This is a genomic window from Pseudoxanthomonas putridarboris (assembly GCF_038321125.1).
GTDB lineage: Bacteria > Pseudomonadota > Gammaproteobacteria > Xanthomonadales > Xanthomonadaceae > Pseudoxanthomonas_A > Pseudoxanthomonas_A putridarboris.
Window position 1 is genome coordinate 250,839 of record NZ_JBBWWT010000001.1, and the last position, 11,667, is coordinate 262,505.

Consider the following 11,667-nt stretch of genomic DNA (forward strand, 5'->3'; position numbering starts at 1 on the left):
AACGGGTTCGATCCGCGTTCGTCCGTGGCTGCATTCCCCTTGCGGTCTTTGTCGCGACTCACGTCGCTCCCACAGGAAAGCGGGCCGGCTCCTTCCTTGAGCGGAAGGAGCCGTGGCACTCAATTCGCGGCGGGCGTGTCGGCCACGCCCAGCTGGTCGAGCATGAAGGCGAACATCTCGGCGCGCTCGCGGTACTGGCGGAAGCGGCCCGACTTGCCGCCGTGGCCGGCTTCCATGTTGGTGCGGAAGACGACCGGCCCGGTGCCGGTGTTCAGGTCGCGCAGGCGGGCGACGTACTTGGCCGGCTCCCAGTACTGCACCTGCGAATCCCACAGCCCGGTGCCGACGAACATCGCCGGGTAGGCCTTGGCTTCCAGATTGTCGTAGGGCGAGTACTTCAGGATGTAGTCGTAATAGCCCTTCTCTTCCGGGTTGCCCCACTCGTCGTATTCGTTGGTGGTCAGCGGGATGGTCGGGTCGAGCATCGTGGTCACCACGTCCACGAACGGCACCAGGGTCAGGATGACGCGGTACTTCTCCGGCGCCATGTTCGACACCGCGCCCATCAGCAGGCCGCCGGCGCTGCCGCCCATCGCTGCCACGCGGTCCTTGGCCGCATAGCCTTCCTTGACCAGGTAGTCGGTGACGTCGATGAAGTCGGTGAAGGTGTTGATCTTGTTGTAGAGCTTGCCGTCGTCGTACCACTTGCGGCCCATCTCCTGCCCGCCGCGGATGTGCGCCAGCGCGTAGACCACGCCGCGATCCAGCAGGCTGACGTTGGTGACGCTGAAATTGGGGTCCATCGACGCGCCGTAGCTGCCGTAGGCGTACTGCAGCATCGGCGCCGTGCCGTCGCGCTGGAAGCCCTTCCTGTAGACCAGCGTGACCGGAATCTTCGTCTTGCCGTCGCGGGCCGGCGCCCAGACGCGCTCGGTGACGTACTGCGAGCGATCGTAGCCGGGCACCGGCTGCTGCTTCAGCTGGCGGCGCTCGCCGGTCCTGGTGTTGATCTCGTAGGTCGTGGCCGGCGTGGTCTGCGACGTGTAGGTGTAGCGCAACCAGTCGGTGTCGGTTTCCGGGTTGGCGGACAGGCCCATCGAATACGCCGGCTCGTCGGCCTTCACGTACTCGCTGCCGCCGTCGGCCTTCAGCACGCGCAGGCTTTCCAGCGCGTTGGCGCGCTCGGCGACCACGCTGAAGCCGTCGAACAGCTCGAAGCCCTCGACGAACACGTCGTCGCGGTGCGCCACCCAGTCCTTCCAGTCCTGGCGCGAGGTGGTATCGCTCGGCGCGGTGACCAGCTTGAAGTTGGTGGCGCCGTCGGCGTTGGTGCGGATGACCCAGCGGTCGCCCAGGTGGTCGGCGTCGTATTCCACGTCGCGCTCGCGCGCCGCCAGCACCGCGAAAGACTGCGGGTCCGCGGCCGGCGCGTAGCGGTATTCGTTGGAGACCGTGCTGCTGAGGCCGATGACGATGTATTTGTCGTCGCGGCTGCGGCCGACGCCCATGTAGAAGCTGTCGTCCTCTTCCTCGTACACCAGGGCGTCGTCGCCGGCCGGCGTGCCGAGCACATGCTTCTTCACGCGCTTGCCGAGCAGGGTTTCCGGATCCTTCTCGACATAGAACAGCGTGCGGTTGTCGTCGGCCCAGATCAGGTTGGCCTCGACATTGGCGATCTGGTCGGGCAGCACCTCGCCCGTTTCCAGATTCTTGAAGCGCACGGTGTACTGGCGGCGGCCGTTGGTGTCGTCGGCATAGGCGAGCAGGCGGTTGTCCTGGCTGACATCGAAGTCGCCGACGCTGTAGTAGTCCTTGCCCTCGCCCAGTGCGTTGACGTCCAGCAGCACTTGCTCGCCAGCGAAATCGCCGGCCTCGTTGGCCTTCTGGATCGACAGCGCATCGACGCCCGGGCCGTCCTTGCGGCGCGCGTGCACCGGGTAGTCCTTGCCGGCCACGAAGCGCGAGTAGTACCACCAGCCGCGCTCGCGGTACGGCACGCTGCTGTCGTCCTGCTTGATGCGCGCGACGATCTCGTCGTAAAGCGTGTCCTCGACCGGCTTCAGCGGCGCCATCACCGTGTCGGTGTAGGCGTTCTCGGCCTTGAGGTAGGCCAGCATCTCCTCGTTTTCGCGCTTGTCGTCGCGCAGCCAGTAGTACTCGTCGTTGCGCTCGGCGCCGTGCGGTGCCCTGACGATATGCGGCTTCTTGGCGACGTCGGGCGGAGTGGCGGAAGCGGCAATGGCGGAGGTGATCGGGGTGCTCATCAGGACGGTCGCGGCAAGAAGAAGGGAGATCGGCTTCATGGATGGGGTCCGGGGTGGCGGGATGCAATGGTCGGAGATCGGCCCCCTCCCCCGCGCGCGGGGGAGGGTTGGGGTGGGGGCGAGCCCGGGAAACTACAGCCTGAGAGCGCCCCCATCCCAGCCTTCCCCCGCAAGCGGGGGAAGGGGCGGTTCACGATTACTTTGCCAACTGTTGCCACAGGAAGGTATAGGCCAGCGCATTCATGTGCGCCTGCTGCGCATTGTTGGCCGCACCGCCGTGGCCGCCCTCGATGTTTTCGTAATAACGCACGTCCTTGCCGGCCTCCAGCATCCTGGCCGCCATCTTGCGGGCATGGCCCGGATGCACGCGGTCGTCGCGGGTCGAGGTCATGAACAGCGTGGGCGGGTAGTCCTTCTTCGGGTCGAACAGGTGGTAGGGCGAGAAGGTCCGGATGAACTCCCAGTCCGCCGTGTCGGGGTTGCCGTACTCGGCCATCCACGAGGCGCCGGCCAGCAGGTGGCTGTAGCGTTTCATGTCCAGCAGCGGCACCTGCACCACGACCGCGCCGAACAGCTCCGGATACTGCGTCAGCATGTTGCCGGTCAGCAGGCCGCCGTTGCTGCCGCCCTGGATGCCCAGGTGCCGCGGCGAGGTGATCTTGCGGGCGATCAGGTCCTGCGCGACCGCGGCGAAGTCCTCGTAGGCCTTGTGGCGGTTGGCCTTCAACGCGGCCTGGTGCCAGCGCGGGCCGTATTCGCCGCCGCCGCGGATGTTGGCCACGGCGTACACGCCGCCCTTCTCCAGCCAGCCCTTGCCCACGCCGCCGGAATAGCCCGGGGTCAGCGAGATCTCGAAGCCGCCATAGCCGTACAGCAGCGTCGGCGTGCTGCCGTCGTACTTCAGGCCTTCCGGCCGGACCAGGAAGTACGGCACCCGGGTGCCGTCCTTGCTGGTGGCGAAGTGTTGTTCGATCACCTTGCCGGAGGCGTCGAAGAACGCCGGCATGGACTTCAACTGCTCGGGCTGCTGGCCGATCTCGGCCAGCGACAGCGTGGTCGGGGTCAGGTAGTCGGTGACGGTCAGCCACACCGCATCGCTTTCGTCTGCATCGACCGCGCCCACGCCGATGGTGCCGAAGGTCGGCGCGCCGGTGAAGGCACTGGTCTTCCAGCCACTGGCCGACGGCGTCAGCACGCTCAAACGGTTCTTCACGTCCTCCAGCACGTTCAGCACCAGATGGTTCCTGGTCCAGCTGAAGCCCGCCAGCGAAGTCTTGTCGGTCGGCGCGAACAGCACGTCGAAGTCGCGCTTGCCGGCCATGAAGTCGTCGAGCTTGGCCGCCAGCAGGCTGCCGGCCGCGTAGGTCTCGCCGCCCACGGTCCACGGCTCGCGCAGCTCCAGCGTCAGCCATTCGCGGTTGGCGCCCTTGTTGGCGGAGTTGGGCGCGTCGATCCTGGCCAGCGTGCCATCGGCGGCGCGCAGGTACAGTTCGTCGTTGTAGAAGGCCAGCGTGCGGCTGACGAAATCGCGCTGGAAACCCGGCGTGTCGTCGTGGAAGGCGGCGATGTACATGTCGTCCGGCTTGCCTTCGTACACCACCGTGGCGGCATCCAGCGGCGTGCCCCGCTTCCATTCCTTGACGATGCGCGGGTAGCCGGAACTGGTCAGGCTGCCGGCGCCGAAGTCGGTGTAGACGTAGACGGTGTCGGCGTCCTTCCAGCCCAGCGCGCCCTTGGCTTCGGGGCGGTAGAAACCGTCCTTCAGGAACACCTTGTTGACCAGATCGAACTCGCGGGTCTCGTCCGCGTCGGCGCCGCCGCGCGACAGCGCGATCAGGCAGCGGCTGTAGTCGGGCTTGCGGCAGTCGGCGCCGTGCCAGACCCAGTTCTTGCCTTCGGCCTGGTTCAGCGCGTCCAGGTCCAGCACGGTTTCCCACTGCGGCTGCGACTTGCGGTACTCGGCCAGCGTGGTGCGGCGCCAGATGCCGCGCTCGTGGTTCTTGTCCTTCCAGAAGTTGTAGTAGTAGTCGCCGATCTTCTGCACGCCGGGGATCTTGGCGTCGGAATCCAGGATGGCGCGGATGTCCGCCTCGAGCTGCTTGAACGCGGGGGTGGCGGCGATCTCGGCTTCGGATTTCGCATTCAGGGACTTCACCCAGTCCAGCGGCTTCTGGCCTTCCACCTCTTCCAGCCAGGCGTACGGGTCATGCGCCACGTCGGTCTCCTTGGCCTGGGCGGGGGCCGAAACGGCACCGGCAACGGCGAGGCCTGCCGCCAGGCAGGCATGGGCGAGTTTGGACATCGAATACGGCTCCGGGGGTGCGATTCATGAGCCTGCAAACCTAGCACAAGGCCCGGAGGGCACCCCCATGCCGAAGGTCAGGCCGCCCGGGCTCCCGCCCGCTGCGCCGGGCGGGAACGCCGGCGGGCCTGCGCCCGGCCCCGGCCCCGGCCCCGGCGACGGCGACCGGCAGGCGCCGCGCCAGCCCCCGGCCAGCGCGGCAGGCGGAAGCGGTGCAGCGCCCACCAGGCCGCGGCCGGCATGCCCACCAGCCACAGCGGCAGCCAGCCCAGCCAGGCGGTGTTGGCCCGGGCCAGCGGAACCAGCAGGACGACGACCAGCCCGGTCAGCACGGCGTTGCGCAGCGCGCGGTCGAGCCGGGGGTCGGGGGCCTGGTGGGGTGCGGCGGGAACATGAACGTGGAAGGTCGGCATGGCACTGGCTCCGTTGTGGCTCCATGTCACAGTGATGCATCGACATCTCACGGGTTGCGACGTCACCGGTTAACATCGCGCTCGCATCCTGGCAGCTAGCCTGTCGTCGACCTCACCGGGAGGAAGGAACCCCGCATGCCCACGCCACGCATCTCCCGCAGGTTGCACGCGCTCACCGGCCTGCTGCTGGCCTTCGCCCTCGCGGCGTGCGCCAGCCGTCCGCCCGCGGAGGGGCCGGCGGCGGTGGACCTGGCGCGCTTCATGGGCACGTGGCATGTGGTCGCGCACATTCCCTATTTCGCCGAACGCGGCCACGTCGCCGCGCGCTACGAATACGCCTTGCGCGAGGCCGACAAGATCGGCGTGGCCTATCTCTACCGCGAAGGCTTCGGCGAGCCGGAACAGACGCGCGAAGCGCGCGCCACGGTGAAGAGCGGCACCGGCAACCGCGAATGGACGCTGTGGTTCGTCGGCGTGGTGCCGGCCAAGCTGCGCATCCTGGAAGTGGCGCCGGACTATTCCTGGGCGCTGATCGACTACCCCGGCCGCGACATGGGCTGGATCTTCGGCCGCGAACCGGTCATGGACGATGCGCTGTACGACGGGCTGGTCAAGAAGATGCGCGACCACGGCGTCAACGCCCGCCAGCTGGTGCGCGTGCCGCAGGTGCCGGAGCAGGTGGGCAAGCCGGGCGTCGCGGGGCCGAAGGTGCCCTGACGGCACACTGTAGGAGCGGCTTCAGCCGCGACCGCGAGAACAGAACAAACGCAGGCCACGGATCACGCGGATGAACACGGATGAAGCTTGTTCGCATCCTATCTGTGTTAATCCGCGCGATCCGTGGTCAACAATGGCTTTTCTGTTTGGTAATTCCCAAGCAAACCGGACCAAATCTGAGAGGATTTGGTCATGAAGCAATGTCCTGCTTGCGGTGGTAGCCGACACTACGGCCTGTCGGATGGACGACTGAAATGTCGCGCCTGCGGCAAGCGGTTCACCTGGACATCGGTGTGGGACTCGGTGCGCTTACCAGGCACCAGCAAGCACCGCCTGCTGGAGTTGTTCGTGCTCGGTGTGCCGTCCTACCGGCAGCGTTTCCGGAGTGATACCACGGCCGCCACCCGTGAACGGTTCTACCGGCTGGTGCGTGCATGCTGCGCGATGGTGGAGCAACTGCGGGAGCCGTTCGAGGGCACGCTGGAACTGGACGAAACCACGTTTGGCGGCTCCAGGAAGGGCAAACGTGGTTGGGGTGCTGCCGGCAAGGTGATCGTCTTTGGACTGATCAAGCGCAACGGTCAGGTCAAGGCCATGCCGATCGCGGCGCATGACCGGGCCTCGGTCATGCAGCAGATCGATGCGCACAGCCGTGAAGGTTCGCTGTACTACACCGACGAGTGGCAGGCCTACGCCACCTTACGCTTGCGCGGCGAGCATGTGATGATCCGCAAGGAGAAGGGACGGCCTCTCGGACGTGACCACATCAATGGCATCGAGGGCTTCTGGAGCTATGCCAAGAACTGGCTGTATCCCTACCGGGGCGTGCCCTCCCAATACTTCCATCTGTACCTGGCCGAAGTTTGCTACCGCTTCAACCACCGCCAGCAGGATCTCAAACCCCTGCTTTTCAGGCTTTTGAAGGCCACTTCGATCCAGGAAATGCGGCCCATTCTGGTCCGGAAAGCTTAGGAATTACCTTTTTTCATGCTCCCCGTCGCGGCTGAAGCCGCTCCTACAAGGGCACGGCTACTTCTTCTCGTCGTTCGACAGCGACGTAGGGTGCGCCCTGGCGCACCGCTACGTGACACGTCATGAAAGCCTGCCTGTTCACCATTCGGGCGCGCTGCGGCGCGTTCATCATCAAGCGGACGGAATGGCCATCGGGGCGCGGTGCGCCAGGGCGCACCCCACGCGCTCCTACGGGGCTGCGGTCATTTCCCGGCGTAGTTGGACAACGCCAGTTCCAGCAGCGACTTGGCCTGTTCGCGCAGCACGGCGGGTTCGACGATCTCCGCGTCGGCGCCGTAGTGCAGGATGTCCATCAGCAACTCGCGCGAGACGCTGTAGGGAATCCTCAGTTCGTAGCGGCCGTCCGGCAGGTGACGCCCCTGCTGCTTGGAATGCCATTGCTCGTCGGCCACCCAGCGCGCGGCCTTGGCGCTGAACAGGATGGTGGCCCAGCCCTTGGGTTCGCCGGAGAAGATGCCGTAGCTGGAGGCCAGGTGCTGGTTCAGTTCGTCGTTGGGCAGGTCGCGTGCCGGCTCATCGCCCAGCCGCGCGTTGCCGATGCGGTCCACGGCGAAGCTGCGCAGCGCATTGCGCTCGTGGTCCCACGCGTCCAGGTACCAGTTGTCGCGGTAATGGGTGATGCGCTGCGGCGACACCGTGCGGCGCGTGCGTTCGTCGGTGGAGCGCGCGCGGTATTCGAACTGCAACTGCTTGCGCTCCAGCACGGCCGAAGCGACGCTGCGGAAACTGGCTTCGTCCAGCTTGCGGCCACGGTGCGGGATCACCCGCACGCGGTCCACCGGCCAGTGGTCGACGCCGGCATGGTCGGCCAGCAGGCCTTCGATGCGCTTCTGCAACGGCGCCAGCGCGCCGGACAGCACGCCGCCGCCGGTGCGCACCAGCAGCTGCTGCGCGGCCAGCAGGGCATAGAGTTCTTCCGAACTCAACCACAGGCCGGGCAGTTCGAAGCGCTCGCTCTCGGCGGCGTGGTAGCGGAAACCGGCTTCGCCGTCGCCCTCGATCGGCGCCATCAGCGCATCGCGCAGGTAGGCCAGGTCGCGGTAGACGGTGGCGCGCGAGCAGCCCAGTTCCTCCTGCAGGCGCTTCACCGTCACCGGGTAGCGCGCCGCCTTCAGGATGCGGTGCAGGGCAGTGATGCGTTCGATCTTGTCCATGGGGGGAGCGGCGGCAAGGCGGGCTTGGCCGGATTATCGCCGACCGATGGCCGTTTTCGTCGCCCGACTGCCGTTGTGGTGAAAGCAAGCCCGACGATTCCCGGCGGCTTGGGCCCGTGCGGTGCCAGGCGATGCGGCGTGTATCCCCGCTGCGGCGCCTCCAACGCACGGACCCAAGCCGCCGGCCCGCCGCGTTCCTTCCCGGGAACCCGCCATGAACCCAGCCCGCCGCACCCTGATGTTCGCCGCGCTGTGGACGCTCGCCGCCTGCCAGCCCGCGGCGGCGCCCGTCCAGCAGGTGCCGGCGACTTCGCCGACGCCCGCCACCACTCCCGCCGCGGTGGACGCGGTGCAGGAAGTGAAGGCGTCGATGAACCGCTTCCTGTCCGCCCGCAGTTTCCACGCCCGCATGGTGCTGGAAGGCGGCAGGCCGATGGCCAGCGACATGGACTACGTGGCGCCCGACCGCTACCGCATCACGCTGCCTACAGGCACGCAGACCGTCATCGGCGACACGCTGTACATGGAACTGCACGGCCGCGTGACTCAGGTGCCCTTGCCCAGGGAAACGCTGGCGCCGTGGCGCGATCCGCTGAAACTGCAGCAAGCGCAGGCCGGCCTGTCCGCCGAACGCGTCGGCAGCGATACCGTGGACGGAAAGGCCGCCACACGCTACCGCGTGCGCCATGCGCAACCGCAGGCGACGGAATTCGACTACTGGATCGGCCCCGATGGACTGCCGTTGCAACTGCGCCACGCCGGCACCGACAACGACGGCCGGCCGTACACGCTGCTGCAGACCTATTCGCGCTACAACGACCCGACCATCGCCATCGACCTGCCGCGCTGAACGGATAACCATCGATTCATTTCCAGGCCGACACACTCCGCGCACAGGGCATGGAGCGGATCGGCATGGCGCAGGGGAGGCAGGCGCAGGTCATTGCATCGGGCGTGGTGGTCGTGGTGCATCTGGCATTGCTGTGGACATTGTGGGAAAGCGGCAGGCGCACGGCATCGCATGCGGAAAGCGCGCCCTTGCGCGTGCGCTGGGTCGCGCGGCCGCGCGCGGTCGAAGCGCCCGGGCTCCCACCCGACCCGGCGCGCATCGATCCGGCCTCCGCGGGAACCGTCGCGCCAACGCACCCGCGGACGGCGGCCCCGTCCCCGGCCGCACCTTCCGCGCCCACTCCATCGCCGACGGCCGCCGATCTGCCGCCGCGACCCGACTATCTCGCCCAGGGGACGGAATGGGCACGACAGACCGCGCCGCCACCCGACTTCCAGCCGGACCTGCTGGCCAGCCGCGGACCCTCGCTGCCCGGCGGGAGCGGGCAGGAACGCATCCGGATGAAGGACCCCGTGACGCCCGCCAACGTGGTCGGCTTCATCGGCAGGCTGTTCGGCGATCCGGGCGATCCCTGCCCGCGCAAGCGCCGGAATGTCGATGACAGCCTGACCGACACCAGCCCGGAAGGGCGCCGCCGGCTGGAGTGGGAGCTGCGCGAATACCGGGAACACTGCCGACCGTGACGGCGATCGTGAATCCGTCGCCTTCGCATGGCACACTTCATGTCGCAATCCTGAATCGGAACAAGGACTTGGCTTGTGGCTGTTACCATGGATGCCTACCATGTAACCGTTTCCAAGCCGTTCCCTTCCCTGCCGCCCGCCCCACCGAGGCCGCCATGCCACGCCTGTTCGCCCCCGCCCTCCTTGCCATCGCCGTGTCCGCCGCCGCATCGCCCCAGGCCGATGCGATGAACGCGACGCCCCGCAACGACAAGGCGGACCTGGCCGACTCGGCCAAGACGCTGGGGAAGAATGCCTCGGTCGCACCGGTGGCCTCGGTGGCCGTCCGCCCTGCCGTCGAAGCCCCGCAGGCGGCGGCGCCGGCAGCCGCGCCCCCGCCTGCGCACCGGCTGACCGGCGGCGGCGAACTGGGCTTCGCCTCCTCGCACGGCAACAGCACCACCGAGAGCTTCAACGGCCGGCTGGACCTGACCTACACCGAGGGCAACTGGCGGCACAGCGGCAATCTGTTCGGCCTGCGCGCCAGTTCCGAATACAACAGGACGCTGGAGGACGGCAGCGTGCAGCGCGACCGCCGCACCACCGCCAACCGCTACACGGTCAACGCCAACAGCGCCTACCTGATGGACGAGCGCGGCACGATCAACACGGCGTTGCGCCACGAAGAAGACGATTTCGGCACCTACAACCGCCAACAGTCGATCAGCCTGAGCTACGGCAACCGCGTGATCGAGAACGAGCGCGCGCATCTGGACCTGCAGGTGGGGCCGGGTTACCGCCGCGCCCACGACGCGCTGGACGACCGCACCGAATCCAGCCTGATCGGCCGCGGCCTGGTCGACCTGCGCTACGCGCTGACCGACAACACCGAGATCGTCAACAAACTGCTGATCGAATCCGGCGAGTACAACACCTTCGCGCAGAACGACCTGGGCGTGTCGGTGACGATGAACTCGCACCTGGCCCTGAAGGCCGGCTGGCAGGCGCGCCACAACAGCGACGTGGCCCCGGACATCAAGAAGACCGACACGCTGACCACGATGAACGTGGTCTACCGCTTCAAGTGAAATGGCCACCGCGGGGAGTCGTGCACAACGAGCCGCGTGATCCGCGCCCCCGCACGCTGTAGGAGCGGGCCATGCCCGCGATGCTTTTTCCCGCGGCGGCCAGGAAAGCACGCGCCCATGGGGCGCTCCTACAATCGTGGCCGTGGCCGTTTGAGTGGCTTTGCGTAGCGGCGTGGACCGGGACAGCACCCCGGGCACTGCCGGGATTCAGGCGAGGAACTCGCCCGCGCCCAGGTCCAGCAACTGCTTCGCCAGCGCGCGGCCCAGCGACTCCGGATCGGACGCGCTGCCTTCGCCATCGGCGCGGATCGCCCGCCCTTCGGCCGCCGATCCCACCAGGCCCGACAGCGCCAACACTTCACGCTGCAAGCGCGCGAACGCCGCCACCGGCACGTGGCAGCTGCCATGCAGTGCGCGGTTCATCGCCCGCTCGGCTTCCACGCAGGTGCGGGTGGGCGCGTGCTCCAGCGGCGCGAAAAGCGCATGCGTCGCCGCGTCTTCCGCGCGGCATTCCACCGCGATGGCGCCCTGCGCCGGTGCCGGCAGCCAGTACGGCGCATCCAGGCGCGCACGGATGCGCGCCTCGAAACCCAGCCGCTGCAGGCCGGCGCAGGCCAGCACGATAGCGTCGTAGTCGCCGGCATCCAGCTTGGCCAGTCGCGTGTTGACGTTGCCGCGCAGGTCGAGCAGCCGCAGGTCCGGGCGCAATGCGCGCAACTGCGCCTGCCGGCGCAGCGACGACGTACCCACGCGCGCGCCCTGCGGCAACGCGGCGATGCCATCGTGATGATTGGAGACGAACGCATCGGCCGGATCGGCGCGGACCAGGATCGCCGGCAACGCGAACGGGCCTTCCAGTTCCATCGGCACGTCCTTCAGCGAATGCACGGCGCAGTCCGCCTCGCCGCGCAGCATGGCCAGCTCCAGTTCCTTCAGGAACAGGCCCTTGCCGCCGATCGCCGCCAGCGAGCGGTCCAGCACTTCGTCGCCGCGCGTGCTCATCGGCACCAGTTCGACGGACAGGCCCGGATGCGCGGCACGCAGCAGGTCGGCGACGTGTTCGCTCTGCCACAGGGCAAGCGGGCTTTTGCGGGTGGCGATGCGCAGCGGGGTCATCCGGGCATTATCCCGCATGGTGGCGCCGCTGTAGAGCGGAGCGTGCTCCGCCGCGCCATGCGATCCACC

At 67.7% G+C, this 11,667-nt stretch carries 10 protein-coding genes; 5 read left to right on the top strand and 5 right to left on the bottom strand.

Annotated elements, in window-relative coordinates:
* Positions 1 to 119 precede the first annotated feature (119 nt).
* From AAD027_RS01165 to AAD027_RS01175, 3 genes are all read right to left on the bottom strand, one after another.
* The gene (locus AAD027_RS01165) at positions 120 to 2,303 is read right to left on the bottom strand and encodes a S9 family peptidase (protein ID WP_341724183.1); all 2,184 of its coding nucleotides are present in this window, start codon (positions 2,301 to 2,303) and stop codon (positions 120 to 122) included.
* A gap of 157 nt (positions 2,304 to 2,460) precedes the next feature.
* Positions 2,461 to 4,566, bottom strand: coding sequence for a prolyl oligopeptidase family serine peptidase (locus AAD027_RS01170; RefSeq protein ID WP_341724184.1), 2,106 nt, complete (start codon positions 4,564 to 4,566; stop codon positions 2,461 to 2,463).
* A gap of 77 nt (positions 4,567 to 4,643) precedes the next feature.
* The gene (locus AAD027_RS01175; RefSeq protein ID WP_341724185.1) at positions 4,644 to 4,979 is read right to left on the bottom strand and encodes a hypothetical protein; all 336 of its coding nucleotides are present in this window, start codon (positions 4,977 to 4,979) and stop codon (positions 4,644 to 4,646) included.
* A 135-nt stretch (positions 4,980 to 5,114) separates the two neighbouring features.
* Between AAD027_RS01175 and AAD027_RS01180 the strand changes: the two genes are divergently transcribed.
* Both AAD027_RS01180 and AAD027_RS01185 read left to right on the top strand, forming a co-directional pair.
* The gene (locus AAD027_RS01180) at positions 5,115 to 5,696 is read left to right on the top strand and encodes a lipocalin family protein (RefSeq protein ID WP_341724186.1); all 582 of its coding nucleotides are present in this window, start codon (positions 5,115 to 5,117) and stop codon (positions 5,694 to 5,696) included.
* Between the two features lie 444 nt (positions 5,697 to 6,140).
* Positions 6,141 to 6,668 (top strand): IS1595 family transposase, encoded by a 528-nt coding sequence (locus tag AAD027_RS01185; protein ID WP_425605379.1) that lies wholly within the window; start codon positions 6,141 to 6,143, stop codon positions 6,666 to 6,668.
* Between the two features lie 242 nt (positions 6,669 to 6,910).
* Here AAD027_RS01185 and AAD027_RS01190 read toward each other — a convergent pair whose 3' ends face one another.
* The gene (locus AAD027_RS01190) at positions 6,911 to 7,882 is read right to left on the bottom strand and encodes a helix-turn-helix transcriptional regulator (protein ID WP_341724188.1); all 972 of its coding nucleotides are present in this window, start codon (positions 7,880 to 7,882) and stop codon (positions 6,911 to 6,913) included.
* A 214-nt stretch (positions 7,883 to 8,096) separates the two neighbouring features.
* Between AAD027_RS01190 and AAD027_RS01195 the strand changes: the two genes are divergently transcribed.
* The 3 genes from AAD027_RS01195 (at position 8,097) to AAD027_RS01205 (ending at position 10,482) form a co-directional block, all read left to right on the top strand.
* Positions 8,097 to 8,732, top strand: coding sequence for a hypothetical protein (locus AAD027_RS01195; RefSeq protein ID WP_341724189.1), 636 nt, complete (start codon positions 8,097 to 8,099; stop codon positions 8,730 to 8,732).
* 50 nt (positions 8,733 to 8,782) lie between these two features.
* Complete coding sequence (locus AAD027_RS01200; RefSeq protein WP_341724190.1) at positions 8,783 to 9,415, top strand: hypothetical protein; 633 nt, start codon at positions 8,783 to 8,785, stop codon at positions 9,413 to 9,415.
* Between the two features lie 281 nt (positions 9,416 to 9,696).
* The gene (locus AAD027_RS01205) at positions 9,697 to 10,482 is read left to right on the top strand and encodes a DUF481 domain-containing protein (RefSeq protein ID WP_425605380.1); all 786 of its coding nucleotides are present in this window, start codon (positions 9,697 to 9,699) and stop codon (positions 10,480 to 10,482) included.
* A gap of 207 nt (positions 10,483 to 10,689) precedes the next feature.
* Here AAD027_RS01205 and hemC read toward each other — a convergent pair whose 3' ends face one another.
* On the bottom strand, positions 10,690 to 11,598 hold the full coding sequence (gene hemC / locus AAD027_RS01210; RefSeq protein ID WP_341724192.1) for a hydroxymethylbilane synthase: 909 nt from the start codon (positions 11,596 to 11,598) through the stop codon (positions 10,690 to 10,692).
* Between the last annotated feature and the right edge of the window lie 69 nt (positions 11,599 to 11,667).